We start from the raw sequence: 26,310 nt of genomic DNA, 5'->3' as shown, positions 1-26,310 counted from the left end.
GGTCTGCTCGAAGCAGTGCATCAGCGCACTGCTTCGGTGTCGTGCATCACGTCAGCGACGTATGACGCGTTTCGCGCATGCACAGCACGCCGAAGAGGCTCACGCAGGCCGCGATCGACACGTAGGCGCCGACCCACGACAGACCGCCGCGCGCGGCCAGCACCTGCGCGATATACGGCGCGACCGACGCGCCCAGAATGCCGCCGAGGTTGTAGGCCACGCCCGCGCCGGTGTAGCGCACGCTGGTCGGGAACAGCTCGGGCAGCAGGGCGCCCATCGGCGCGAAGGTGGCGCCCATCAGGAACAGCTCGATCACGAGGAACAGCAGCACCAGCGGCAGCGAGCCGCTGCCGAGCAGCGGCTGCATCGTGAAGCCCGAGAGGATCGCCAGAATGCAGCCGACGATCAGCACCGGCTTGCGGCCGAAGCGGTCGGAGAGCGCCGCCGAAATCGGGGTGGCGATGCCCATGAACACGACCGCGATACACAGCATGCCGAGGAAGGTCGGACGCGGAATATGCAGCGCCGTCACGCCGTGCGAGAGCGAGAACACCGTCGCGTTGTAGAACAGCGTGTAGCAGACCACCATTGCCAGCGCGCCGAGCAGCGTCGGCCACCAGTAGTTCGAGAGCAGCGTCGCGACCGGCACCTTGACGCGTTCGTCGCGCTCGACGGCGGCCCTGAACGCGGGCGTTTCGGCGATCTTCAGGCGTACATAGAGGCCGAGCGCGACGAGCACCGCCGAGACGATGAACGGCACGCGCCAGCCCCAGTCGCGGAACTGCTGGTCGGTCAGCGTGGAGGCGAGGCCGAAGAACAGGCCGTTCGACGCGAGAAAGCCGACCGACGGTCCGAGCTGCGGGAACATGCCGAACCAGCCGCGCTTGCCTTGCGGCGCGTATTCGGTCGCGAGCAGCGCCGCGCCGCCCCATTCGCCGCCGAGGCCGATGCCCTGGCCGAAGCGCAGCACGCACAGCAGAATCGGCGCGAGGCTGCCGATCGAGTCGTAGCCGGGCACGAAGCCGATCAGCGTGGTCGAGACACCCATGACGAGCAGCGAGGCCACCAGCGTCGATTTACGGCCGATACGGTCGCCGAAATGGCCGAACAGGAACGAGCCGATCGGGCGCGCGACGAACGCAATGCCGAAGGTCACGAACGCCGACAGCGCCTGCGCCGTCGCCGAGCCGTGCGGGAAGAACACCGGGCCGATCACGAGCGCGGCGGCCGTTGCGTACACATAGAAGTCGTAGAACTCGATCGCGGTGCCGATGAAGCTCGCGAAGATCACGCGCGCCGTGCTTTGCTGGCGCGCGGCATCGGGTTGGTCGGCGCTCGCCGACGAAAGCGGGGAGGTGGACATCGGGGTCTCCAGTCATTGTGATGCGCGCTGACGCGCTTTGCCCGCCGGGCCGAGGGCGGCTGGGGCGCAAGGCGCGGCGCGTGCGTCTTTGTGCAGGTTTCGAAGTCCGGCGCGCGGGCGCGGATGCCGCCATGGCATCCCGCTGCAACATCCATGAGCCGGCAACGAGTCGTCAGTATGCATCGCGCAGCGTGGGCTGTGCGCGCGAAGGCGTGGACCGTCCGGCGCGCGCGGATAGGCGCGGGCACGATGCAGATACGGTCGAAGCGCGCATCGGCGCGGCGCGGGTGGCGACGGTCGACGGCGTGGCCGGGCGGATGCCGGCTAGGGATAGCGAAAAATTATAACGAGCGGGCGCGCCGCGCAGCAAGGCGTAAGCAAGCCTCGCGCGGGCGCATCGAAAGGCGCGTGGCGGATCAGTTGTAGTTCTGCGCTTGCGGCGACGCGAGCGTGCGCAACTGGAACTTGCCGTTGTCGTTGAAGAGCCAGTCCTCGAACAGCTCGATCTGTCCGACCGAGTTGAGCAGACACGCGGGCGGCGGCGGCAACGGCGCGGCGTGACGCAGCGTGGCGAGCGCGGTGGATTCGGCGTCGTCGTCGCCATTGGTGCGATACACCGACGACTTGACCACCTGGCCTTCGCGATTGATCGTGAACGAAACGACCACGAGCGAGCGCAGCATCGCCTGGGGCGAACCGTGCAGCACCGAGGTCGGATTACGCTCGATGATGCGCTTCGCCACGGCGGCGCGATATTGATCGAGCGTCGTGCTGTTGATGGCTTCGGGCGGAATCACGAGCAGCGGACGCGGCGGCGGCGTGATCGTGCAGGCGCTTGTAAGGGCGAGCAGCAGGATCGCACCGAGACGCCGCAGCGGCGCTGCATGCGCGGTGTGAGCGATGTTCGGGCGGAGAGCGCTCGCGGTGTCGTGACCGCTGCGCGTACGGACGCGGATGAGCATGTTGTCCAGGCTCGAGTGCGAAACCAGATTCGAGCTTAGTCGAAACGGTGCGGGATGCAATCCGAACTCTCCCGCGCGAGCGCGCGGTACTGGCGAGTTGTGTGCGCCTGGGCGCTTATCCGTTCGTTGATGCGCCGAGGCGCCGATGCGTTTATTCGACGGGGAATTGCGCGCAGGGATCCGCGGTCACGGTCGCGCAGGCGTACGAGTATTCGCCGCTCTTGAGGAACAGCTCCTTGCCGACTTGCACGTTCGCGCGCAGATCGGGCGAGCTTTCCCAGGCGATGTAGCCCGAGCACATCACGGCAGACAGAACGACGAGTGAAAAGGCCAGCTTTTCGAAGACCTGGTAACGATGCGGCATGGTGAGTAATCCCCTGAACAGGCGATAGTTTACCGCAATACTAGGGTTTTCACCTAGGGTTATACCCGGGTTCTGGCAGGGTGTCTGAAAAGGGCGAATTAAACACGCGACCCTAAAATTGGAAAGACGAACACGGGCCTTCGCCGAGCGTCGCTCGATCGGGGATTCAGGCGTTGGTGTGTGGGGAAAGATTCAGCCGCAGGACGCGGATCTGAAGGCGAAGCTCGGCGATTCGACCCGTTGAGGCCGTGGAGGCTGGCAGGAGGTCGAAGGCCGCTCCAGGCGGCTGGAAGGATGCGCGGACGCATCCTTCCAGCCGCCTCCTTGCCGCCAGTCAGGACGCTTGCGTCGATGCCAGATCGAGCGCCACTGCCTGTGCGACTTCGATGCCGTCGATGGCCGCCGAATAGATGCCGCCCGCGTAACCGGCGCCTTCGCCTGCCGGATACAAACCTTCGACGTTCATGCTCTGAAAATCGTCTTTGCGGCGAATCCGGATCGGCGACGACGTGCGTGTCTCGACGCCGGTCAGCACGGCGTCGTGCATCGCGAAACCGGCGATCTTCCTGTCGATCTGGGGGAGGGCTTCACGGATTGCTTCGATCACGTAGTCGGGCAGCGCCGTGCTGAGATCGGTCGGATGCACGCCCGGCTTGTACGACGGCACGACCGAGCCAAGCGACGTGGACGGCCGGCCCGCGATAAAGTCGCCGACCAGTTGCCCGGGCGCCTGGTAGTTGCCGCCGCCGAGCTCGAACGCCCGCTCTTCCCATTTGCGCTGGAACGCGATGCCCGCCAGCGGGCCGCCCGGGTAGTCCTCCGGCGTGATGCCGACGACGATGCCCGCATTCGCGTTGCGCTCGGCCCGGGAATACTGGCTCATGCCGTTGGTGACGACGCGGCCCGGTTCGGAAGTCGCCGCGACCACCGTGCCGCCCGGGCACATGCAAAAGCTGTACACCGCGCGCCCGTTGTTGGCGTGATGGACCACCTTGTAGTCGGCGGCGCCAAGTTGCTTGTGGCCCGCGAATTTGCCGAAGCGGCTGCGATCGATGAGCCCCTGCGGATGTTCGATGCGAAAGCCCAGTGAAAATGGCTTGGCTTCGATATACACACCGCGATCGTGCAGCATCTGGAACGTGTCGCGGGCGCTGTGTCCCACGGCCAGCACGACGTGGTCGCAGCGCAGCGTTTCACCGTTCGAGAGCTTGAGCGAGCGCACCTTGCCCTGATCGATTTCGATGTCGTCGACGCGGGTTTCGAAACGCACTTCACCACCCAATTCGTGGATCGTCGCGCGCATCTTTTCCACCATGCTGACGAGACGGAACGTGCCGATGTGCGGACGGCTCAAATACAGGATATCTTCCGGCGCGCCTGCCTTGACGAACTCCTCGAGCACCTTGCGGCCATAGTGGTTCGGGTCCTTGATCTGGCTGTACAGCTTGCCGTCGGAAAACGTCCCGGCCCCGCCTTCGCCGAACTGCACGTTGGATTCCGGATTGAGCACCGACTTGCGCCACAGACCGAAGGTGTCCTTGGTGCGTTCGCGCACGGCCTTGCCGCGTTCGAGAATAATGGGGCGGAAACCCATCTGCGCGAGGATGAGTCCGGCGAACAAACCGCACGGCCCCATGCCGATCACCACCGGACGCGGACGCGTCGAGTGCTCGGGCGCCTTCGCGACGAACCGGTACGTCATGTCGGGCGTCACCCCGCAATGCGGCTGCCCGACGATCTGCTTGCGCACCGCCGCTTCGTCCTTGACTTCGATGTCGACGATATAGGTCAGCTTGATATCCGAGCGCTTGCGTGCGTCATGCGCGCGGCGGAATACGGTGAAGCGGACAAGCTCGTCTGCCGCGACGCCGAGATCGGCGAGGCGCGCGCGAACGGCGGCGTCAAGCTCGCGTTCGGCATGATCGAGGGGGAGTTTTATTTCGGATAAACGTAACATGGGGTGCCAGGGTGCAGTTGCCACTGGAATCGTGGCCAACCCGTATTTTATAGGTTTGGCGGATTCCCAAATGAAAAGCTACCGCGCGACGAAACGTCAGCGCTTGGGTGACAGGCGGATTGTGACCGGGTGAGGGCGGGCGGCGTTCGCCATGTGGACGGCCGGCAGCGGACTGTTTGTCGAACTGAAGCGTGGCTCGCCGGGGATCTTTTGTCCGATTTCGGATGCTCGCGTGCGCGTGCACGTCAGCGACCGTTTATGGCCGGGAGCACCGGGAGTCATCAGGACGAATCAGACCCAATCAGGAAATCCCGCCAATTGCACGGCGGGCAACGACACACCGTGAAATGCGAGTGAAATCAGGGGAGTTTTTGACGGCTGCCCGCGAACCCTCTCGGGTGGCGAGTATTGGCGGAGGCGGTGAGATTCGAACTCACGGAAGGGTTACCCCTTCGCCGGTTTTCAAGACCGGTGCATTCAACCACTCTGCCACACCTCCGGAGGCGCGCATTGTAACCTGGAATGCGCGCGCGCCGGCAGCCTCGCCGGCGGCGCGCATCGAAATGCGCCTCGAAACGTCAGGACGGGTCCTTGAGAAACAGCTCCTGCAGATCGTTGAGAAAGCGCTGACCCAGCTCGGTCGGCACGATCTTCTCGTAATCGCGCGTGATCAGGCCGCGTTTTTCCGCTTCCTGCAATTGCGGCTCGATCGTCGTGATCGGCAAACCCGTGCGTTCGATGAAGCGATGCACCGGAAAGCCTTCCACGAGCCGCAGCGCGTTGAGCATGAACTCGAACGGCAGATCGCGCGCGCTCACCTCATGCTCTTCCTGCACCGGCGAGCCCGCGCGCGCCTGCTCGATGAAGGTCGACGGATGCTTGTAACGCACCTGCCGCACGATGCGGTTCGGAAACGACAGCTTCGTATGCGCGCCCGCGCCGATGCCGAGGTAATCGCCGAAACGCCAGTAGTTCAGGTTGTGGCGGCTCTGATGTCCGGGCTGCGCGTACGCCGACACTTCATAGCGCCCAAAACCCGCCTCGGCCGTGCGCGCGTGAATCCATTCCTGCATGTCCGCCGACTGGTCGTCGTCGGGCAGGGTGGGCGGAAACTTCGCGAACAGCGTGTTCGGTTCGAGCGTGAGGTGATAGAGCGACAGATGCGGCGGCTTGAACGCGAGCGCCGTGTCGATATCGGTCTGACATTCGGCGAGCGTCTGCTGCGGCAGCGCGAACATCAGGTCGAGATTGAAGTTGTCGAAGGTCTTCGCCGCGACTTCCACCGCGTGACGCGCCTGCGCCGCGTCGTGAATGCGCCCGAGCGCCTTCAGATGCGCTTCGTTGAAGCTCTGGATGCCGACCGACAGCCGGTTCACGCCGCTCGCGCGGAACTGCGCGAACTTGTCGGCCTCGAACGTGCCCGGATTCGCTTCGAGCGTGATTTCGGCGTCGGCGTCGAGCGGCAGCAGCGCGCGCACGTCGGAGAGCAGGCGGTCGAGCCCTTTCGCCGAGAGCAGGCTCGGCGTGCCGCCGCCGATGAAGATCGTGTGCACCTGGCGGCCCCAGACGAGCGGCAGCGCCTGTTCGAGATCGGTGCGCAGCGCGTCGAGGTAATCGTCCTCGGGAAAGCGATCGCCTTTCCATTCGTGCGAGTTGAAATCGCAGTACGGACACTTGCGCACGCACCACGGGAAATGCACGTAAAGCGAAAGCGGCGGCAGCGACGTGAGGCGGATGCTGCCCGGCATCGTGAACGACTTCACGACTTCGATGCCGATGCGGTGCTGCTGGCTCACGCTAGCTCCTCGAGGCGCGCGAGCAGGGCGCGCAAGGCGATCGCGCGATGGCTCGACGCGTTCTTGAGCGCAGGATCGAGTTCGGCGGCGGTGGCTTCGAGGCCCGCGATGTAGAAGTGCGGGTCGTAGCCGAAGCCGTTGTCGCCGCGCGGCGTGTCGATGACTTCGCCGTGCCAGCGGCCTTCGGCGATCAGCGGTTCGGGGTCGTCGGCGTGGCGCACGAGGGCGAGCACGCAGTAGTAATACGCGCGGCGGTCGGCGTGTTGCTGCAGATTCGCGACGAGCAGGGCGTTGTTCGCGGCGTCGCTTTTCTCGCCGCCCGCGCGCTGTGCGTAGCGCGCCGAATACACGCCCGGCGCGCCGCCGAGGGCGCGCACGCAGAGGCCGGAATCGTCGGCGATCGCGGGCAGGCCGGTGAGCTTCGCGGCGTGACGCGCCTTGGCGAGCGCGTTTTCGACGAAGGTGACGTGCGGCTCTTCGGCCTCGGGCACGCCGAGCTCGCCTTGCGTCACGAGTTCGATGCCCGCCGCGCCGAGCAGCGCCGCGAATTCGCGCAGCTTGCCGGCGTTGTTCGAGGCCAGCACGACGCGGCCCGACAAGGCGCTCTGGGCGGCGTTGGGCGCGGTGTTAGCCGTGTCAGCCATGCGCGATCTCCAGCGCGGCCTTTTGCTTCTCGATCAGCGTGCGGATGCCGCCTTGCGCGAGGTCGAGCAGCGCGTTGAGTTCGTCGCGCGAGAACGGCGCGCCTTCGGCCGTGCCCTGCACTTCGACCATGCCGCCCGAGCCCGTCATGACGACGTTCATGTCGGTGTCGCATTGCGAGTCTTCGGCGTAGTCGAGGTCGAGCACGGGCACGCCTTCGTAGACGCCCACCGAGATCGCCGCCACGTAGTCGGTGATCGGCGAGCGCTCGATGCGGCCGGTCGCGAGCAGTTTCGAGACGGCGTCGTGCGCCGCGACGAACGCGCCCGTGATGGCGGCCGTGCGGGTGCCGCCGTCGGCTTGCAGCACGTCGCAATCGAGGTTGATGGTGCGCGCGCCGAGCGCTTCCAGATCGAACACCGCGCGCATCGCGCGGCCGATCAGGCGCTGGATTTCCTGGGTGCGGCCCGTCTGCTTGCCGCGCGCGGCTTCGCGGTCGCTGCGCGTGTGCGTGGCGCGCGGCAGCATGCCGTATTCGGCGGTGAGCCAGCCCTGGCCCTTGTCGCGCAGGAACGGCGGCACGCTCTCCGAGACGCTCGCGGTGCACAGCACCTTGGTGTCGCCGAATTCAACGAGCACCGACCCTTCGGCGTACTTCGTGAAATGGCGGGTGATGCGGACGTCGCGAAGCTGGTCGGCGGCGCGGCCGGAGGGGCGCTGGATGGATTGGGTCATCGTCGGGCGTGCGGGGGCACGGCAAAGGAGGGGGAAACCGCAATTTTAGCGCCTTCGCACGGTGGGCGCGGCGCGTGGGTTGCGGCCCGGCGCGGGGGCTTGCGCGCCGCGCGCCGCCGGGGCCGGCCGGCGCGCCGCCCGGCGGGGCTTGCCGAACGGGCGGGCGAGCCGCCAAAAATGGGATAATGGCGAATCCCCGCCCCGCGTCATCGATTGCACGAGTCCACGCCGGGCGCCTCGATTTTTCCTCGCCGTGAGCCGCGCCCGCAACCGGCGCGCCGCATGGCTTTTACGCGAGACGAACCATGATCTACAGCATGACCGGCTATGCCAGCGCCACGCGCGAACTGGTGGCGGCATCGGGCACTGGCGGCGCCAGCGTGTCCGTCGAACTGCGCACTGTGAATTCGCGCTTTCTCGACCTGAATTTCCGCATGCCGGAAGACGTGCGCGTCGTCGAGCCGACACTGCGCGAAATGCTGATGCAGAAGCTCTCGCGCGGCAAGGTCGATATCCGCATCAACATCCAGCGCAGCGAGCAGGGCGCCAACGCCGGCGCGCTCAACCGCGACGCGCTCGAACAGCTCGCCTCGCTCGAACGCGCGGTGCTCGACGCGTTTCCCGACTCGGGCCGTCTGCGTACCGGCGAGATCCTGCGCTGGCCCGGCGTGCTCGCGGAAAGCGGCGTTGCGCCCGAAGTGCTGCGCGAAGCGGTGCTCGGCTGCGGCAAGCAGGCCATCGCCGACCTGATCGACGTGCGCGGCCGCGAAGGCGCGCAACTCGCGAACATGCTGCTTGCCAACGTCGCCGAGATGGAAACGATCGTCGCGAAGATCACGCCGCTCGTGCCGGAACTGATCGTCAAGCATCAGCAGAAGATCGTCGAACGTCTGCAGGAAGCGCTCGGCATCGCCGCGCCGGACACGAACGGCAACGGCAATATCGGCAGCGTGTCGCGCGAGGAAGTCGCCGAACGCATCCGTCAGGAAGTGACGATGTACGGCATCCGCATCGACATCACCGAAGAACTCTCGCGCCTGTCCGCGCATCTGTCCGAAACGCGTCACGTGATCGAGAAGGGCGGCCGTGTCGGCAAGCGTCTCGACTTCATGATGCAGGAGCTGAACCGCGAAGCGAACACGCTCGGTTCGAAGGCCGCGGCCAAGGAACTCGCCGACGCCTCGATGACGCTCAAGCTGCTCATCGAGCAGATGCGCGAGCAGGTGCAGAACCTCGAATAAGCGCGCGCGGCAACGCGCGCAAGCACACGTAGCAACACGCGGAAATACGCAGAAACACAGCGGTAAAACAGGAAGCAACGAACATGACCGACCAGACCAGCGGCGCCGGTGCGCACAAGTCCGAAACGAAGCCGCGCAATCCGTACGCGGGCGTTTATCCGGGCAATCTCTTCATGGTGGTCGCGCCGTCGGGCGCGGGAAAATCCACGCTCGTGAACGCGCTGCTCGCCGAAGACAGCGCGATCTGTCTGTCGATTTCGTACACGACGCGCGCGCCGCGTTCGAAGGAGCGCGACGGCGAGCACTATCACTTCACGACCGTCGACGATTTCCTGTCGCGTCACGCGCAAGGCGAGTTTCTCGAGAGCGCGGAAGTGCATGGCAACTACTACGCGACGTCGCGCGTGTGGATCGAAGACCAGATGAAGATCGGCCATGACGTGCTGCTCGAAATCGACTGGCAAGGCGCGCAGCAGGTGAAGAAGCAATTCCGCAACGCCGTGGAAATCTTCATCCTGCCGCCGTCGCTCGATGCGCTCGCGGACCGTCTGCGCAAGCGCGGCGAGGACGAGCCCAACGTCATCACGCGACGCCTGCTGGCGGCCGGCAGCGAGATGGCGCACGCGAGCGAAGCGGAGTATGTCGTCATCAACGAAAACTTCGATCGCGCGCTGCAGGAGCTGCGTAACATCGTGAGCGCGACGCGTCTGCGCTTCACGTCGCAATACGCGCGGCACACCGAGCTCTTCGTCGAGCTGGGTATCCATCAGCCGCAGCCCGGCGCATCGGGCACATAAGGTAGAATAAGAACCTGTGAGAATGAGAAGGAACCCGACATGGCCCGCATCACCGTCGAAGATTGTCTGAAACAGATTCCGAACCGTTTCGAACTGGCGCTTGCCGCAACGTATCGCGCACGTCAGCTCGCCCAAGGCCACACGCCGAAGATCGAAAGCCGCGACAAGCCGACCGTCGTCGCGCTGCGCGAGATCGCGGCAGGCCAGGTGGGTCTGGAAATGCTGAAAAAGGTGCCCGTTTAACGGCGCCTTGCTGTATCCGTTGTACCTGCCGTATTTGTCGTATCTGCCGTACCCATAGTCGTGTAATTCGTGCCGGGCGGCGTTTGCCGGGCATTGCATCTCGCGCAACCGCTAACGCCTGACCTGAAACGGAGGGGAACATGAGCACTACGCCCTCGCCGGCCACCGACGTGGACCAGGAAGCGGAAACCGCGAACCCCGCGCGCAATTACATCGACGCGGTTCTCGAACAGTCGTTTCGTCATCTGTTCGGACCGACCGCTACACCGGAACAACCCCGCAAACACGGGGTCGTCTCCATCGCCAATCTGACCGCGGCGCTTTCCGGTTACCTCACCCCTGAGGAAATCAAGGAAGTCAAAGCGGCGTTTCACTTCAGCGACGAAGCCCACCTCGGGCAATATCGTCAGAGTGGCGAACCGTACATCACGCATCCCGTCGCCGTCGCTGAAATCTGCGCCGGCTGGAAGCTCGACGCCCAGGCCATCCAGGCGGCGCTGCTTCACGACGTGATCGAAGACCAGGGCGTGACCAAGGCGGAGATCGCCGAGCGCTTCGGCGCCAAGGTCGCGGAACTGGTCGACGGCCTCTCGAAACTCGACAAGATGGAGTTTCGTAATCGCGAGGAAGCGCAGGCGGAAAACTTCCGCAAGATGCTGCTCGCGATGGCGCGCGACGTGCGCGTGATTCTCGTTAAGCTCGCCGACCGGCTGCACAACATGCGCACGCTGGGCGCGGTGCCGCCCGAAAAGCGCCGCCGCGTGGCGCGCGAGACCATCGACATCTACGCGCCCATCGCGCACCGGCTCGGCCTGAACAACACGTATCGCGAGTTGCAGGATCTGAGCTTCCAGAACTTCAACCCGAATCGCTACGCCACGCTCGAGAAAGCCGTCAAGGCCGCGCGCGGCAACCGGCGCGAAGTGGTGAGCAAGATTCTGGAAGCGGTGCAGCGCGCGCTCGGCGACGCGAAGCTCGACGCCGAAGTCACCGGCCGCGAGAAGACCATCTTCAGCATCTACAAGAAGATGCGCGACAAGCAGTTGTCGTTCTCGCAGGTGCTCGACGTGTACGGCTTCCGCGTGGTCGTGGAGTCGGCGCTCGAATGCTATACCTGCATCGGCGCGCTGCATGCGCTCTACAAGCCGGTGCCGGGCAAGTTCAAGGACTACATCGCCATTCCGAAGGTGAACGGCTATCAGTCCCTGCACACGACGCTCGTGGGCCCGTTCGGCGCGCCCATCGAGTTCCAGGTGCGCACGCGCAAGATGCACGAGATCGCCGAAGCAGGCGTGGCCGCGCACTGGCTCTACAAGAACGGCGGCGCCGACTTGAACGACGTGCAAAAGCGCGCGCATCAGTGGCTCAAGTCGCTGCTCGACATCCAGAGCGAGGCGGGCGATTCGAGCGAGTTCCTCGAGCACGTCAAGATCGACCTGTTCCCGGACGCCGTCTACGTCTTCACGCCGAAGTCGAAGATCATGGCGCTGCCGCGCGGCGCCACGGCGCTCGACTTCGCGTATTCGATCCACAGCGACCTGGGCAACCAGTGCGTCGCCGTGAAGATCAACAACGAGCTGCTGCCGCTGCGCACCGAGCTCAAGAGCGGCGACATCGTCGAAGTGATTACCGCGCCGTATTCGAAGCCGAATCCCGCGTGGCTCGGTTTCGTGCGCACCGGCAAGGCGCGCTCGGCGATCCGTCACTATCTGAAGACGATGCGGCTCACGGAGTCCGTGCAGCTCGGCGAGCGTCTCGTCGACCAGGCGCTCAAGGGCTACGGCTACCAGCTTTCGGAAATCACGCCGGAAGTGTGGGAAAAGCTCGTGCAGTGGACCGGCAACAAGAATCGCCAGGAAATTTTCGCGGATATCGGTCTCGGCCGGCGCGTCGCCGCGGTCATGGCCAAGCGCATCGAAGTGCTGGTAACAGGCCTCGACGCCGACGACGACGACCATCACCATGCGCCGCGCGATCCGAACGCGCCGCATGCGCCGCCCGTGGTCATCACCGGCACCGAAGGCATGTCCGTGCAGCTCTCGGCCTGCTGCCGTCCGATTCCGGGCGACGACATCATGGGCTACATCGGCATCGGGCTCGGCATGGCGATCCATACGACCGACTGCCGTGTGGCGCAGCGCATTCATCGACGCGACCCGGGCCGCTGGATCGACGTCGCGTGGGCGCCGCAGCCTGGCCGTCTGTTCGACGTCGCCGTGAAGGTGCTCGTGAAGAACACCAAGGGCGTGTTCGCGCGCGTGGCCGCCGACATCACGTCCGCCGACGCCAACATCGTGCATATCGCCATGGACGACGATCTGGCGCAGGAGTCGAACATGCTGCGCTTCGTGATCCAGGTGAGCGACCGCGTGCATCTCGCGAACGTCATGCGCCGCGTGCGGACGAATCCCGACGTGATGCGCATCACGCGCGAGCGGCCGAGCGACGAAGGACATCATCGCCACGACGGCGGCATGCGCATCGACCGCGAACGCGCCGATTACTGACGTCGACGCTCGATAGTGGCTTCAGGCGCGCCGTTGACCCGGCGCGTCGCCGGCAAGCACCGGTCGCTGCATGGGCCGCCATCCTCGTGACGCCCGAGCGGCTCCGCCTCACAGCAGTTTCTCTTCGGCCCGGCTTTCTGCGGCCCGCCGGCGCGGCTCAGTCGCGCCGCCTCGAACCTCTTCAACCGGAAGCGAGGACACGCCATGAACGTAGCTGATCTCACCGGCCTCGCGCTCGACTACTGGGTGGCGCGCAGCCTGCCCGACTTCGTGCGCGAGATTTATTTCACCGACAGCGGCGAGACCGTCGCGGTGCGCGGAAACGACCGTGGCCGCGCCTGGGACGGGCGCTTCGAGCCGTCGACATCCTGGGAAGCCGCGGGCGTCGTGCTGGACCGCGCGCAGCGTCTGGAAGTGCGCGAACACCGGGACGGCGAGGCGGTGATCTGCGTGGCGGAGTTCGTCGGCAGCCATCGCACCGCCGAAGCGCAAGGCGCGACGATGCGCGAGGCGCTGCTGCGGGCGTTCGTGACCAGCCGTTTCGGCGACGAGGTGGAAGCGATGCTGCGCCAGCCGCAGTCGCTCTCCGGCATGCAGATGGAGCTGACGTCCGAGCCGGCCAATGTGGGCGACACAGAGGATTTGCCGAGCCCGGACGGACAGATCGGCGATATCGGCGCGCAGCCGCGTTAGCGATTCGCGGTGAGAGAGCAGGGAAGGCGCCGCATGAAAACGGCGCTACAAAGACAAAGGGCCTTCCCGGTAAGGAAGGCCCTTCGAAAGGTGGTGCGGCTGGCAGGATTCGAACCCACGACCCCTTGGTTCGTAGCCAAGTACTCTATCCAACTGAGCTACAGCCGCACGCTAAAACGATACTATTTACTGCAGTGTTACTGGAGATTTGCAAGTTACATCTGATGCAAAACTCTGAAAAGGTGGCGCGGCTGGCAGGATTCGAACCCACGACCCCTTGGTTCGTAGCCAAGTACTCTATCCAACTGAGCTACAGCCGCACACAGAAACGAGATTATAGCAACGATTTCGAAAAAAGGAAGCCCCCTATCGCAATTTGTTTGAAGATCCGCGTCGGGTACCGCATCGTGTACCCTGAGGGCGGGGCCGCAGCGTCATGCGCGCGGCGTTCCGTGACCTTCGCGGCAGTGAGCAGACGTGTCAGTGCAGCAGCGTATCGAACGTATCGAACCATCATGAACAAGGCCTTTGTCAAAGAATCGACCGACGACGACGACGATCTCGAAGCCGGTCATCCCGAGATCCCCGCCGGGACCAAGAACTACATGACGCCCGCGGGCTATCAGCGCATGCGCAGCGAACTGCTGCACATGCTCGATGAGGCGCGGCCGGAAGTCGTCAAGCTGGTCTCGTGGGCGGCGTCGAACGGCGACCGCTCGGAAAATGGCGACTACATCTACGGCAAGCGCAGGCTGCGCGAGATCGACCGGCGTATCCGCTTCCTGACCAAGCGGCTCGATCTGGCCGAGGTGGTCGACAGCAGTCGTCAGGAGAGCGTCGATCAGGTGTTCTTCGGCGCGACGGTCGAGTACGGCACCGAGGACGGCGAGGCGCATACGATCACGATCGTCGGGGTCGACGAGATCGATCTGGATCGCGGCCACGTGAGCTGGATTTCGCCGATCGCGCGCGCCTTGCTGAAGGCGAAGATCGGCGATCAGGTGACCTTGCATACGCCCACGGGCCCCGAGTCCATCGACGTGCTGGACGTGCGCTATCCCGCGCCGGGCGCCTGAGCGCAGCATCGCCGCGCACGCGGCGCGGTAAACGAAAAAAAGGCGCCCGAGGGCGCCTTTTTCAGCTGCACAGCTGGCCGGAAGGGCCAGCGGCGTGAAGCTTAGAAGCGGTGACGCATACCAACCGTCACAGCGATCTGGTCTTGACGGGTCGAAGCCGAACCCAGACCGTTCAGGTAAGCGCCGACGCCGGTCGACGTGTCCGACACGTGTTGCCAGTCGCCTTGCAGGTAGACGTCCGTACGCTTCGACAGTGCGTAGTCCGACTGCAGAGCAACCGTGTTGTAGTTCGGGTTGACGCCGCCGCCGAAGCTTGCGCGGGTGTACGTGTACGCGCCAGCCAGGCTCAGGGCCGGGGTCAGAGCGTAACGGACGTTGCCTTCAAAGTTCTGGAAGCGTGCGCTGTCAGCACCGAAGCCGATGCCGCCGTTGTGACCCGATTGCGTAGCCGAGATGCCAACTGCGTTGCCCAGTTGCGTCTGCGTGTACACGAAGCCAGCCGTTGCCGGACCGAACGTGTAGTTCACGCCGCCGCCGAACGTACGCTGACGGCCAGCTGCGAACGTGTATTCACCCGTTTGCGCGCCCGAGTTCGTTGCAGCCTGTTGCAGGTTGTTGACGTCGTTGTTCAGCTGCAGGTAGCCAGCTGCGACGTTCAGGCCGCCCCAGTTGTACGATGCGCCGAAGCTGTACGCACGGTTGTTCGCGAATTCGGTGCTGTTCGAGAACGAGTACGTGCCGCCGAACTTGAAGCCAGCGTAGTTCACGCTGCTGTACTTGATCGTGTTGTTGAAACGGATCGAGTTGTTCAGGTTGTCGTTGTCATACGGGTGAGCAGCGATCGTGCCGCCGTATTGCGTACCCGTGTTCGACAGCGGTGCCAGGTAGTCGACGACGGAGTCGTACTGGCGACCGAGGGTGACAGCACCGAACTGGTTGCTTGCCAGACCGACGAATGCTTGACGGCCGAACATGCGGCTCGACTGACCAGCCGCGCCGTTCATGATGTTGAAGCCGCTTTCCAACGTGAAGATTGCCTTCAGACCGCCACCGAGGTCTTCCGAACCACGCAGGCCCCAACGGCTACCGTTGACGGTGCCGCTCGAAGCCTTCCACAGGCTGTGACCGCCCGAGTTGTTCGCGTAGGTGACGCCGGCGTCGATCAGGCCGTACAGCGTGACGCTGCTTTGAGCGTGCGCTGCCGTTGCAAAAACGCCCGTGAGGGCCGCGACCATGAGAGTCTTTTTCATCTTTGTAAACTCCGAGAACAGAGGTGGGTTTCGTCGAACCCTGTTTGGGAAACCGTCCACGCGAATGGCAGCGAGAGGCGAACTCGCGTGGCGCGTTAATCCGTCGAAGTCGGTTTCCGGACAGGCAGAGTGTAGAGACGGTGCTCGGAAATCAGGCATTCCGATTTGCGCAATAAAGTATTGCGCGATTGGAAATGGTTACCAGATCTTCGCTTGTGCCTTACTGGCTGGGGCTTTCAGCGGGATTGCAATGCGCGGGGTGAGAGTGTCAACCGAATGGCGTTGTGCGATCGCTACAACAATTGATTGCGAAAAACAACGTAAATCTCTGTCAACCGCGATTATTGCGCCCGACGTAACAGATGATTGTGTCGTGTACGGTTAATGCGTGACCAACGCTGAGGCTATACTGAACTCGCTGCTTTCCGAAGCAGACTTTTTCGTTGACGAAAAAGATCTCCAAACCTTTGTCGGCGCGGCCATTGGCTGCGCTTTTTTTTGCCCGCGAATAAGCAGCGGGACATTGCGCCCCGCCTGCAATCGCTTCGCGAACGTCCAACTGCCTTATTGCTGCTTTCCTTCAGGCGGCTCGGGCTGCAGACTCCAGTCTTCCATTACATAGTGCCGGGCGTCCATCGGGGAACACAGCAGGTTCTGCCAGTGATCGCCGTGCCAGGAACCATACGTCTCGAACTCGCCGGCGGTGGCCTGATCGGGACCGTCGATTTCCACGAGCCAATGAATCCAACGTCGCAATGCCGTCAGCATGATGACCTCCCTTTGCACGCTAACGGTATTCATCATGAATTCAACGTATTACCCGAACAACCGGTAAAAACACTTACGTTTGACACTAATTGTTACACTTCGGGAAATTTTCCCTGGAATTGACAGGGGCGCGATTTAGGCGGGTAAAAATGCCGCGTATCCGATAATCATTCCGCGTGCATATAATTTTTGTGCACTTTTTGATGCATGCGGGTTTATCGCGAAAACGGGAATGCTGTTATAAAAAATTCGCTTGACTGGCGATTGTCGTTCCCCGTATAACGGCACTTCTGAATTACTTCTTTAGCGCTAATTGCATTGTTGCAGGAAAAAGAAGCGATTCAGCAGGCATTCGGCGTGAGGGTATAGCCCGCGTCATTAAATTTTGAGGGAAACGGAAACATGGAAACCGGTATTGTCAAATGGTTCAATGATGCAAAAGGTTTTGGCTTCATCACGTCCGACGCCGGCGGCGACGACCTGTTCGCACACTTCTCGGAAATCCGCGCAGACGGCTTCAAGTCGCTGAAGGAAAACCAGCGTGTGTCGTTCGACGTCAAGGTTGGCCCGAAGGGCAAGCAGGCTGCGAACATCCAGCCGATCTAAGCCGAGCGCGCCGCGCAAGCGGGCGTGAACCGCTTGCCGCACGAACAGGCCCTGGAGAATCCAGGGCTTTTTTGTTTTTGGCGTCACGCGCAGTCGTGAAAGTCGTAAAAGCGGCGTAATAATCTTCGGAGACCCTGCGCTTATTAATGTTGCGCGCGGGAAAACCCTGATTCAAAAAAACCGTCAATCGAAATTAAAAGAATACGGGTTCCGAAGTCCGAAACCTGAACCGTCCATCGGGAAGTTCAGCGCGCTTCGCCCAAACGGTGCATACTTGGGCGGATTTCTTTTTCACGTCTTACCGTTTCACCATGTCCGACACCCCTCTGAGCGCCGAACTTCCGTCCGGCGACGCCCCGCTTGTCTTCGTGGATCTCGAAACGACAGGTGGTTCCGTAGGCGAGCACCGCATCACGGAAGTCGGCGTCGTCGAGGTCAAGGATGGCGAGGCGACGCGCTGGAGTTCGCTCGTCGACCCGCAGCAGTCGATCCCGCCCTTCATCCAGCAGCTCACCGGCATCACGAATAGTATGGTGCGCGGCGCGCCGACGTTCGCCGAGATCGCGCCTGCATTGTTCGAACGGCTCGCCGGCAAGTTGTTCGTCGCGCACAACGCGAGTTTCGACCGCGGGTTTCTGCGCGCCGAATTCGAGCGCGCCGGTTTCTCGTTCAATCCCGACGTGCTGTGCACCGTGCGGCTGTCGCGCGCGCTGTTTCCGTCCGAAAAGCGCCACGGACTGGATGCGCTGGTCGAGCGTCACGCGCTCGTGCCCGCCGATCGCCACCGTGCGCTCGCCGACGCCGATCTGCTGTGGCAATTCTGGCAGCGCCTGCCGGGTCTCGTGCCCGCGCAGATGCTCGCCTCGCAGATCGACCGGCTCACGCGTCGCCACCGTCTGGCGGGCGACATCACCGACGAGTTGATCGAGACCGCGCCCGCGGGTCACGGCGTCTACGCGTTTTTCGGCGAGAACGATGCGCCGCTCTACGTGGGCCGCAGCGTGCGCGTGCGTCAGCGCGTGCGCTCGCATCTGTCGGGCGAACGCCGCTCGGCGCGCGAGCAGCGCATGGCGCAGCAGGTGCGCCGCGTCGAGTGGCAGGCGACCGGCGGCGAGATTGGCGCGTTGCTCGTGGAGGCGCGCTGGATCGCGCAGTGGCGGCCGTCGTTCAACCGCGTGCCGCGCGTGTCGAAGCAGGATCCGCTGTCCGCGCCCTGGCCGTTCGACGGCGCCGTGCTGATTGAAGAGGGCGACGTCGCGAGCGGTGCGCCGCTGTTCCATCTGATCGACCGCTGGTGCTATCTGGGCGTCGTTGCGAACGAGGGCGAAGCGGCCATGCTGTGCGCCGCGACGCGCGAGCCCGCATTCGAGCTCACGACCTGGCGCATTCTCCAGACGCGTTTCGAGCGCGGCCTGAGCGTGCTGCCGCTGCCCGTGACCTTGTCCGCACCCATCGACGACGGGCTGACGACACCCGTCTGACGTTACGCCGTGCCGCCCACGCCGCCCGTCTCGCAGACGTGGCCGAGCGCGTGCGTCATGGCGTCGGCGCGCGTGGAGTCATAGCGCGTCAATTCCTTCCAGTTCGCCACCGCGCGCGCGACGCGCGCGGGACAGTCGTCCGCCATGCGCGTCGACTGTGCGCGGGCGAGCGCGCCGATCAATTGTCCCGTCAGCCGATCGAGTTGCGGGCGCGTGACCGTCGCGAGATCGGGCGCCGGATCGGCGGGTGGCTGCGACGAACGCCACGTCGCGAAGAGTGCGTTCTGCACTTCGGTGCTCGCGTCGATCTGATCGCGGAAGAAATCGCGCGCGAATGCCGGCTCGACGCCGGCCGCTGCGGCGCGTTTCTGGACGTCGGCGAGCAGGGCGTTTTCGCGCGGCGTATCGGTGATCGCCTTGTGATTGATCCACTTCCAGTGCGCGACCGGTTCGGCGAGCGCGAGACGCTGCGAAACCAGCGCGACGAGATTCGTGAGCGCGGTGTCGTCGCCATCGGCATGCGCCGAGACGGCGGGGAAGGCGAAGAGGAGTGCGGCGGCGCAGGACGCGAGTGCGCGAAGGCGGAGAGTCATTGCACGAAGCGGCCGGCTGGCCGAAGAGGAAAAGTAAAGGCGAAGGATAGCCGGTTGTGGGCGCCGTGCCCGGAATGGCGATGAGGAAATGGCTCGACGCAGGCGCGTTGCCCGCGATGGATTCGGCACTCAGGCGCCAATCCGATGTGCAATCAGAGCGATGCAGAGCGGTACAGAGTGGTACAAGCAGAGCGCGAACACCCCCGCCGCGCGGGCATGTCCCGCGCGTGCAGCTTGTTTGGTCAGCGAGCGCCCAGCGCGATGCGTGCGCTGCGATTGCTCGCGGCGCTGCACTGAGTCTGCGATTCGCACGCGCGAGCGTCAAACGGGCCGGTCCATCTATCCGTTTGCGTCGCGCGACTGCGCGTCCCCGTCACTTCTGTTCGTGTGCCTTACGCTGCTCGTCGAGAAATGCGCGCACGTGGGCGGGCAATTCATCGCCGAGAAACTCGACAGCCACCGGTTCCGGATCCGGGCTGAAAACTTGGTCCGGGGTCGGAAGCTTTGGCGGTTTGGCGTCCATGATCTTTCTCCTATGTAAGCCGATTATCCGACTCGGCCCTTCAGTCACGCTAGTGCTCCCCAGCGCAAAGGTCCTTTTACGATCTGTCTGTTGCTTTCTTCGCACAGCGATCGATTTTATTGAGCGCGCAGGAATATAATTCTTCGGATTCCTCGTCTATTTTCCTGCGTCGCCCGCATTCGGCCTCGCATTCTGCTTTTTAGCCGACGAATACCCGTGTCCGAATGCAAGAGGGGCGCCCTCAGCCTCGCCAATCCCGCGCCAGGCGGGCGTTCTGGCTGACACGGTGCGGTGCTCGCCGGTTCATGCTCTCGCGGTAAACCCCCATCTCTCTACAACGGTCGATTATGTACGTCCGTTGACGCGAAATCTTTAAATACATTTAAAACTCTGTAAGCGATCGTTTCTATCCAGTCTGTCGATTAATGACTCGCTGGAAGCGCTTTCCGGACGCATTTATTGAGCAAACGCGCATGAATAAACGTCGCGGGGGGATCGCAGCGGCCTGGTATCCGGGCGCGCACCTGGAGCGGCACTGACGTCGCACCGTCAATTCAGAACCGTCCGATTCGATCCGACGGGGCGTTCGGCTATCTTCAAATGTGCGGCAGAGCCCGCCGGCAGACCCGGCCGATGCGCGAATCCGCAGCGTCGCCACGCTGTCGCACACGCCACCCGAACGCCTCATGAACGACCCCGAAATTCAATCCCCGGCACCGTCTGCGGACGAGTGGCATCGCCGCTCGCTCGCCGCTTTTCGCGCGGGCGAGACCGCGCAGGCGCGCGATTGCCTGGAGCGGGCGCTTCACATCGCGCCAGGCGACGCCACACTCTGGGAGCATCGCGGGCTGATTGCGGCGCTCGCGGCCGAGCATCTCGCCGCCGAAGCGTTTTACCACCGCGCGCTGGCTCTCTCCGGCGGCACCGCCAGCCAGCATCGCAATCTCGCCGATGTGCTGAAGCTCGCCGGCCGCGCGGACGAAGCGTGCGAGCACTACCAGCAAGCGCTCGCGTGCGATCCCTCGCTGCATCAAGCGGCGCGACGCCTTGCCGATCTGCATCTGCAAGCCGGGCGATTCGCCGATGCCGCGCAATCGTTGCAAGGCGCGTGGTCGCTCGACGAGGCGACCGCGCAGGATGGCATCGACCTGCTGAATACGCTGGCGCGTCTGTCGCCCGAGACCGAAGCGGACATCGACGCGCTGATCGTCGCCTACCGCGCGCGTTTTGCCACGCATGCCGTGGCGCTCAAGGAACTCGCATTCGCGCTGAACTGCCTCGATCGCTTCGATGCTGCGCTCGAGGTCGCGCGGCAAGGCCTCGCCATCGACACCACGCTGCCGCTGCTCCATCACAACGCGGGCTACGCGTTGCACATGCGTGGCGATTTCGCGGGGATGCGCCGTCACAATGTGGAGGCTGCGCGTCTCGCGCCGCATGACGTCGCCGTGCAGTTCAATCTCGCAATTTCGCTGCTGCGCGACGGCGAGTACGAGGCGGGCTGGAAACAATATCGCTGGCACGAACGCTTCGATCACAGCCGCACGCTCGCTCGGCCGCCGTTTGCTGAGTGGCAGGGCGAGCCGGTGGACGGGCGGCGCTTTCTGCTGCTGGGCGAGCAGGGTTTCGGCGATCAGGTGCAACTGCTGCGTTGTGCGGACTGGCTCGCGCGCCGTGGGGCGATCGTCGATGTCTGGGTTCATGCGGCGCTGGTCGGCATCGCGAGCCGTGCGCGCGGCGTTCGGCATGCGAGCGCCATGCTGCCGCCGGGACCGTACGACTACTGGTGCCGCATGTTCCGCATGCCTGAGCACATGGCGATGACGCTCGATACGCTGGCGGACGCCGTGCCGTATCTGCGCCCGGCGTCCGGGTCCGTCGCGCGCTGGCGTAACCGGCTCGACGCGGTGGCGCATTGCGCGCCTGGGCGTCTGCGCGTGGGGCTCGTCTGGGCCGGCAATCCGGATTACGACCTCGACCGCTATCGCTCGATGAAGCTCGCCGCGCTGCTGCCCGCGCTGTCCGCGATCGACGGTGCGCCGGTCTCATGGTTCGCGTTGCAAAAGGGCGTCGCGGAGCGTGAGCTGGCCGCGTTGCCCGCCGGTATCGACATCACGCCGCTCGGCCCCGAGATCGAGACTTTCGACGACACGCTGGCCATCGCGCAGTCGCTCGATCTGGTGATCACGGTGGATACCTCGGTCGCGCATCTGGCGGGTGCGTCGGGCGTGCCGGTGTGGGTGTTGCTGCCGTTGTGTACCGACTGGCGGTGGATGAGCGACCGCGACGACAGTCCGTGGTATCCGTCGGCGCGCCTTTTCAGGCAGCGCGAACTGGGCAATTGGGATGACGTGGTTGATGCAGTCCGCGTGGCGCTACGCGCGTTAGCGGCTGCACGCCGCTAGAGGAGAGGGAGAAAAGCAGCCGGAAAACAAAAAGCCCAGTCCGAAGACTGGGCTTTTTGATGAAACTTGGTGGTGCCGGAAAGAGGAATCGAACCCCCGACCTTCGCATTACGAATGCGCTGCTCTACCGTCTGAGCTATTCCGGCGTCACATCAGAGAAGAAAGATTATAGAAAAGTGCTCGCAGGAACGCAAGCCCTTTTCGCATCTTTTTTTACTTCTTGGCTTCGCGGTGATAACGCGTGACGCGTTCGACCTCGTTCTTCGAGCCGAGGAATACGGCAACGCGCTCGTGCAGGCTGGTCGGCTGGATGTCGAGAATGCGATCCACGCCGTTGGTGGCCATGCCGCCCGCCTGTTCGACGATGAACGACATCGGGTTCGCCTCGTACATCAGGCGCAGCTTGCCCGGCTTCGACGGATCGCGCTTGTCGGCCGGATACATGAAGATGCCGCCGCGATTCAGGATACGGTGCACGTCGGCGACCATCGACGCGATCCAGCGCATGTTGAAGTTCTCGCCGCGCGGGCCGTCCTTGCCTTCGTTCAGCTCGCCGATGTACTGCTGGACCGGCTCATACCAGTGACGCGCGTTCGACGCGTTGATCGCGTATTCGCGCGTGTCTTCCGGAATGCGCATGTTGCTTTGCGTGAGCACCCACGAACCGAGTTCGCGGTCGAGCGTGAAGCAGTTCACGCCGTTGCCGGTCGTGAGGACGAGCACGGTTTGCGGGCCGTAGACGGCGTAGCCCGCCGCGACCTGCTTCGTGCCCGGCTGCAGGAACGATTCCTCGGTGGCTTGCTGGCCGTCCGGGCAGCGCAGGACCGAGAAGATCGTGCCGATCGAGACGTTCACGTCGATGTTCGACGAGCCGTCGAGCGGATCGAACACCAGCAGGTATTCGCCCTTCGGGTAGTTGGCCGGGATCGGGAAGAACGTTTCCATTTCCTCGGACGCCATGGCCGCGAGATTGCCGCCCCATTCGTTGGCGTCGAGCAGGATTTCGTTCGACAGGATGTCGAGGTTCTTCTGCACTTCGCCCTGGACGTTCTCGCTGCCCGCCGTGCCGAGGGCGTCGCCGAGCGCGCCCTTGCTGACGTTGAAGCTGATCGCCTTGCAGGCGCGCGCGACGACTTCGATCAACAGGCGCAGGTCGGCGGGCAGGTTCTTGTGCTCGCGTTGCTGCTCGATCAGGTATTTCGTAAGAGTGGTACGACGGTGCAAAGCCATTGCAGTACTCCGGGGAGCTTGGGGAATAGCGCAATTCTACCCGCTGGGCTGTGACTGCCCGATGCGTAAAACGGCAAAAAGGCCGCCAGTGCACGCTCCGGCGCGCCGGGCAGGGGCTGCGGCGAGGAAAATATTCGAAAAAAATCCGCGAAAAAAAGGCCGAAAAAAAGCCGGCCCCATGAAGTTCACGGGGCCGGCCTTGCGTGCCGTGCTGGATGCGTCAGCGCATCAACGCATCAACGCATCGCGCGATGGTCCGTCAGGCAAGCGCCTTTTCGACGATCTCGCGCACATCGCGCGACTTCGCCTGCTTCGCGACCTGTTCGAGCGCCGCGCGCATCGCGTCGCGCAGCTTCGGCGTGAAGCGACGCCACAGTTCCAGATTGCGCGCGAGGCGCGCGGCCACCTGCGGGTTGATCGCGTCGAGCGCGATGACCTGCTCGGCCCAGAACGCGTAGCCCGAGCCGTCGGCGGCGTGGAACTGCGCCGGATTCGCCGCGCAGAAGCTGAAGATCAGCGAGCGCGCGCGGTTCGGATTCTTCAGATTGAAGGCCGGATGGCGCATCAGCGCGCGCACCGCGTCGATCACCGGACGCTGCGCCGTGCCGCGCTGCGTGGCTTGCAGCGAGAACCACTTGTCGATCACGAGCGGCTCGTTTTCGAAGCGCGCGTAGAAGTCTTCGAGCGCACGCTTCGCCGCGTCGCCGCCCGAGGCCGCCGAAGCGTTCAGCAGCGCCGACAGCGCAGCCGCGCGATCGGTCATGTTGTTCGCGGCGTCGTACTGCGCGCTCGCGAGGCGCAGCGCGTCGGCGGGATCGTCGAGTTCGGCGAGGTACGAGAGCGCGAGGTTCTTCAGGCCGCGGTGGCCCGCGGCTTCCGGCGTCGGCTCATAGGCGCCCGGCGTGACGTTCTGCGCGTAGGCGGCGAGCCACTCGGCCTTGAGCGCGTTCGCGAGCTGCTTGCGCACGAACTGGCGCGCGGCGTGCACGGCGGCCGGATCGGACTCGGCCATCTGCTCGGCCAGGTAGGTTTCCGACGGCAGCATCAGCGCGAGTTCGCGGAACGACGGCGAGAGCGAGGCGTCGGTCAGCACGCGGCGGAACGCTTCGACGAGCGCCTGGCTCATCTCCAGCGGCTGGCCCTGGCTCGCGCGCGTGGCGAGCGTCAGCAATTCGCGCGTGGCGAGACGTTGACCCGCTTCCCAGCGGTTGAACGGATCGCTGTCGTGCGCGAGCAGGAAGGCGAGTTCATCGGCGGCGTAGTCGTACTCGACGATCACCGGCGCCGAGAAGTTGCGCAGCAGCGAGGGCAGCGGCTTCTCGTTCACGTCGATGAACGTGAAGGTCTGCTGCGCTTCGGTGAATTCGAGCACGCGCGTCGTGCCGCTGGCGGCGCTTTCGCCATCGAGCTTGAGCGGCAGATCCTGGCCGTTCGCGCCGATCAGGCCGATCGCGAACGGAATATGCAGCGGTCCCTTCTGCGTTTCGCGCGCGGCGGGCGAGCCGTTCGCGTAGCCTTGCGTGAGCGTCACGGTGTAGCGCTTCGCGGCTTCGTCGTAGCGCGTGGCGACGGTCACGCGCGGCGTGCCCGCCTGGCTGTACCAGCGCTCGAACTGCGCGAGGTCGCGGCCGTTGGCGTCGGCCATCGCGCGGCGGAAGTCGTCGCAGGTCACGGCCTGGCCGTCGTGGCGCTGGAAGTACAGGTCCATGCCCTTGCGGAAGCCGTCGCGGCCGAACAGCGTCTGATACATCCGCACGACTTCCGAGCCTTTCTCGTAGACGGTCATTGTGTAGAAGTTGTTGATCTCGACGTAGCTTTCCGGACGCACCGGATGCGCCATCGGACCCGCGTCTTCGGCGAACTGCATCTGGCGCAGCACGCGCACGTCTTCGATACGCTTGGTGGCGCGCGCGGCTTCGTTCTCGTCGCCGCCCGACATCGCCGCCGAGAATTCCTGGTCGCGGAACACCGTGAGGCCTTCCTTCAGGCTCAGCTGGAACCAGTCGCGGCAGGTCACGCGGTTGCCGGTCCAGTTGTGGAAGTACTCGTGGCCGACCACGGCTTCGATGTTGGCGAAGTCGACGTCGGTGGCCGTTTCCGGATTCGCGAGCACGTATTTCGTGTTGAAGATGTTGAGGCCCTTGTTCTCCATCGCGCCCATGTTGAAGTCGCTCACGGCGACGATCATGAAGCGGTCAAGATCGAGTTCGAGGCCGAAGCGCGACTCGTCCCAGCGGATCGAGTTGATCAGCGAGTCCATCGCGTGCTGCGTCTTGTCGAGATCGTGCGGCTCGACCCAGACCTGCAACAGCTTTTCCTTGCCCGAGCCGCTCTGGATGCGTTCTTCGAGCGCCACCAGCTTGCCCGCGACCAGCGCGAACAGATAGCTCGGCTTGCGGAACGGGTCTTCCCATTTCGCATAATGACGGCCGTCGGGCAGGTCGCCTTCGGCGATCAGGTTGCCGTTCGAGAGCAGCACGGGATAGGCGGTCTTGTCGGCGCGCAGCGTGACCGTGTAGGTGGCCATTACGTCCGGGCGGTCGAGGAACCAGGTGATGCGGCGAAAGCCTTCCGCCTCGCACTGCGTGAAGAAGTTGCCGCCCGACACGTACAGACCCGAGAGCGTGGTGTTGGCGGCCGGATCGCAGGCGCCCGTGAGCGTGAGCGTGAACGACTCGGGCACGTTCTCGACCGTCAGGCCATGCTCGTGCGTGCGCACGTGCTCGTAAGGCTTGCCGTCGATCGATGCGCCGATGAACTCGAGCTGCTCGCCCATCAGCTCCAGATGCGCGGCATGCTTCGCCGCCGGATTGCGGCGCACGGCGAGCGTGCTCTTGACGATGGTGCGCTCGGGCACGAGGTCGAATTCGAGGTCGACGGTGTCGATCAGGAAGGCGGGCGGCGCGTAGTCTTCGCGGCGGATCACGTTAGGCGTAGCGGTATCGGACAGGGTTTGCATGGGCGAATGTGGGTGAGCGGCTCGAATCGGATAGGGTAGGCCGCACTGCGATGGCCTGTCGTCCCATTGTACAAAGGCGCGGGCCGCTTGTCCGTCGGGGCAAAAAGCGGGGACAAAAA

At 64.2% G+C, this 26,310-nt stretch carries 23 protein-coding genes and 4 tRNA genes; 9 read left to right on the top strand and 18 right to left on the bottom strand.

Annotation, left to right across the window (positions count from 1 at the left end; all coding sequences use genetic code 11):
- Positions 1-46 precede the first annotated feature (46 nt).
- The 8 genes from G5S35_RS10780 to rph all read right to left on the bottom strand — a co-directional run bounded on the left by G5S35_RS10780 (position 47) and on the right by rph (position 7,819).
- Positions 47-1,363 (bottom strand): MFS transporter, encoded by a 1,317-nt coding sequence (locus tag G5S35_RS10780; protein WP_183038291.1) that lies wholly within the window; start codon positions 1,361-1,363, stop codon positions 47-49.
- A gap of 416 nt (positions 1,364-1,779) precedes the next feature.
- Entirely contained in the window at positions 1,780-2,325 is a 546-nt protein-coding gene (locus tag G5S35_RS10775) for a TonB family protein (RefSeq protein WP_183038290.1), read from the bottom strand.
- A gap of 151 nt (positions 2,326-2,476) precedes the next feature.
- A complete protein-coding gene (locus G5S35_RS10770) occupies positions 2,477-2,689 on the bottom strand; it encodes a hypothetical protein (protein ID WP_065058183.1) in 213 nt (70 codons plus the stop codon).
- A 334-nt stretch (positions 2,690-3,023) separates the two neighbouring features.
- Positions 3,024-4,646 carry an NAD(P)/FAD-dependent oxidoreductase gene (locus tag G5S35_RS10765; RefSeq protein WP_074983963.1) on the bottom strand — a complete coding sequence of 541 codons (1,623 nt, stop codon included), beginning with the start codon at positions 4,644-4,646 and terminating at the stop codon, positions 3,024-3,026.
- 409 nt (positions 4,647-5,055) lie between these two features.
- Positions 5,056-5,145: transfer RNA gene (locus tag G5S35_RS10760), tRNA-Ser, on the bottom strand.
- 79 nt (positions 5,146-5,224) lie between these two features.
- On the bottom strand, positions 5,225-6,394 hold the full coding sequence (hemW, locus tag G5S35_RS10755) for a radical SAM family heme chaperone HemW (protein WP_176080839.1): 1,170 nt from the start codon (positions 6,392-6,394) through the stop codon (positions 5,225-5,227).
- 44 nt (positions 6,395-6,438) lie between these two features.
- Positions 6,439-7,086, bottom strand: coding sequence for an RdgB/HAM1 family non-canonical purine NTP pyrophosphatase (gene rdgB / locus G5S35_RS10750; protein WP_183038289.1), 648 nt, complete (start codon positions 7,084-7,086; stop codon positions 6,439-6,441).
- Positions 7,079-7,819 (bottom strand): ribonuclease PH, encoded by a 741-nt coding sequence (gene rph, locus G5S35_RS10745; protein WP_065058189.1) that lies wholly within the window; start codon positions 7,817-7,819, stop codon positions 7,079-7,081. The genes rdgB and rph overlap by 8 nt, the downstream gene beginning before the upstream one ends.
- A 305-nt stretch (positions 7,820-8,124) precedes the next feature.
- Here rph and G5S35_RS10740 point away from each other — a divergent pair, with 305 nt between their 5' ends.
- From G5S35_RS10740 to G5S35_RS10720, 5 genes are all read left to right on the top strand, one after another.
- The gene (locus tag G5S35_RS10740) at positions 8,125-9,060 is read left to right on the top strand and encodes a YicC/YloC family endoribonuclease (RefSeq protein WP_183038288.1); all 936 of its coding nucleotides are present in this window, start codon (positions 8,125-8,127) and stop codon (positions 9,058-9,060) included.
- A gap of 83 nt (positions 9,061-9,143) precedes the next feature.
- Positions 9,144-9,857: a guanylate kinase gene (gene gmk, locus G5S35_RS10735; RefSeq protein WP_065058191.1), complete on the top strand. Its 714-nt coding sequence runs from the start codon at positions 9,144-9,146 to the stop codon at positions 9,855-9,857.
- Positions 9,858-9,896: 39 nt separating this feature from the next.
- Entirely contained in the window at positions 9,897-10,100 is a 204-nt protein-coding gene (rpoZ, locus tag G5S35_RS10730; RefSeq protein ID WP_006400783.1) for a DNA-directed RNA polymerase subunit omega, read from the top strand.
- Positions 10,101-10,240: 140 nt separating this feature from the next.
- Positions 10,241-12,607 (top strand): RelA/SpoT family protein, encoded by a 2,367-nt coding sequence (locus tag G5S35_RS10725; protein ID WP_065058192.1) that lies wholly within the window; start codon positions 10,241-10,243, stop codon positions 12,605-12,607.
- Positions 12,608-12,811: 204 nt separating this feature from the next.
- Positions 12,812-13,300: a phage protein NinX family protein gene (locus tag G5S35_RS10720; protein ID WP_065058193.1), complete on the top strand. Its 489-nt coding sequence runs from the start codon at positions 12,812-12,814 to the stop codon at positions 13,298-13,300.
- A gap of 91 nt (positions 13,301-13,391) precedes the next feature.
- On the opposite strand, the gene G5S35_RS10715 is transcribed toward G5S35_RS10720, so the two are convergent.
- Positions 13,392-13,468: transfer RNA gene (locus tag G5S35_RS10715), tRNA-Arg, on the bottom strand.
- A 75-nt stretch (positions 13,469-13,543) separates the two neighbouring features.
- Positions 13,544-13,620: transfer RNA gene (locus G5S35_RS10710), tRNA-Arg, on the bottom strand.
- Positions 13,621-13,815: 195 nt separating this feature from the next.
- Here G5S35_RS10710 and greB point away from each other — a divergent pair.
- Positions 13,816-14,376 carry a transcription elongation factor GreB gene (gene greB / locus G5S35_RS10705; RefSeq protein WP_183038287.1) on the top strand — a complete coding sequence of 187 codons (561 nt, stop codon included), beginning with the start codon at positions 13,816-13,818 and terminating at the stop codon, positions 14,374-14,376.
- Between the two features lie 101 nt (positions 14,377-14,477).
- Here the strand turns inward: greB and G5S35_RS10700 are convergent, their stop codons facing one another.
- The 3 genes from G5S35_RS10700 to G5S35_RS10690 all read right to left on the bottom strand — a co-directional run bounded on the left by G5S35_RS10700 (position 14,478) and on the right by G5S35_RS10690 (position 16,394).
- Positions 14,478-15,626 carry a porin gene (locus G5S35_RS10700; RefSeq protein ID WP_065058196.1) on the bottom strand — a complete coding sequence of 383 codons (1,149 nt, stop codon included), beginning with the start codon at positions 15,624-15,626 and terminating at the stop codon, positions 14,478-14,480.
- Positions 15,627-15,957: 331 nt separating this feature from the next.
- Complete coding sequence (locus tag G5S35_RS10695; RefSeq protein WP_124260779.1) at positions 15,958-16,185, bottom strand: hypothetical protein; 228 nt, start codon at positions 16,183-16,185, stop codon at positions 15,958-15,960.
- A gap of 5 nt (positions 16,186-16,190) precedes the next feature.
- On the bottom strand, positions 16,191-16,394 hold the full coding sequence (locus G5S35_RS10690) for a hypothetical protein (RefSeq protein ID WP_183038286.1): 204 nt from the start codon (positions 16,392-16,394) through the stop codon (positions 16,191-16,193).
- A 402-nt stretch (positions 16,395-16,796) separates the two neighbouring features.
- Here G5S35_RS10690 and G5S35_RS10685 point away from each other — a divergent pair, with 402 nt between their 5' ends.
- Positions 16,797-17,000 (top strand): cold-shock protein, encoded by a 204-nt coding sequence (locus G5S35_RS10685; protein ID WP_065058198.1) that lies wholly within the window; start codon positions 16,797-16,799, stop codon positions 16,998-17,000.
- A 311-nt stretch (positions 17,001-17,311) separates the two neighbouring features.
- Complete coding sequence (locus tag G5S35_RS10680; RefSeq protein ID WP_183038285.1) at positions 17,312-18,481, top strand: exonuclease domain-containing protein; 1,170 nt, start codon at positions 17,312-17,314, stop codon at positions 18,479-18,481.
- Between the two features lie 2 nt (positions 18,482-18,483).
- On the opposite strand, the gene G5S35_RS10675 is transcribed toward G5S35_RS10680, so the two are convergent.
- On the bottom strand, positions 18,484-19,074 hold the full coding sequence (locus G5S35_RS10675; RefSeq protein ID WP_183038284.1) for a chorismate mutase: 591 nt from the start codon (positions 19,072-19,074) through the stop codon (positions 18,484-18,486).
- Positions 19,075-19,447: 373 nt separating this feature from the next.
- On the bottom strand, positions 19,448-19,597 hold the full coding sequence (locus tag G5S35_RS10670; protein WP_167371414.1) for a hypothetical protein: 150 nt from the start codon (positions 19,595-19,597) through the stop codon (positions 19,448-19,450).
- A 686-nt stretch (positions 19,598-20,283) separates the two neighbouring features.
- Between G5S35_RS10670 and G5S35_RS10665 the strand changes: the two genes are divergently transcribed.
- Positions 20,284-22,002, top strand: coding sequence for a tetratricopeptide repeat protein (locus G5S35_RS10665; protein ID WP_080180358.1), 1,719 nt, complete (start codon positions 20,284-20,286; stop codon positions 22,000-22,002).
- A 70-nt stretch (positions 22,003-22,072) separates the two neighbouring features.
- Here the strand turns inward: G5S35_RS10665 and G5S35_RS10660 are convergent.
- The 3 genes from G5S35_RS10660 to pepN form a co-directional block, all read right to left on the bottom strand.
- A tRNA-Thr gene (locus G5S35_RS10660) sits at positions 22,073-22,148 on the bottom strand.
- A 67-nt stretch (positions 22,149-22,215) separates the two neighbouring features.
- Complete coding sequence (locus G5S35_RS10655) at positions 22,216-23,232, bottom strand: class 1 fructose-bisphosphatase (RefSeq protein ID WP_065058250.1); 1,017 nt, start codon at positions 23,230-23,232, stop codon at positions 22,216-22,218.
- Between the two features lie 259 nt (positions 23,233-23,491).
- Positions 23,492-26,182 carry an aminopeptidase N gene (gene pepN, locus G5S35_RS10650; RefSeq protein WP_183038840.1) on the bottom strand — a complete coding sequence of 897 codons (2,691 nt, stop codon included), beginning with the start codon at positions 26,180-26,182 and terminating at the stop codon, positions 23,492-23,494.
- Positions 26,183-26,310 lie beyond the last annotated feature (128 nt).

The sequence above is a fragment of the Paraburkholderia tropica genome (assembly GCF_014171495.1).
GTDB lineage: Bacteria > Pseudomonadota > Gammaproteobacteria > Burkholderiales > Burkholderiaceae > Paraburkholderia > Paraburkholderia tropica.
This window is presented reverse-complemented; position numbering and strand designations above follow the sequence as displayed.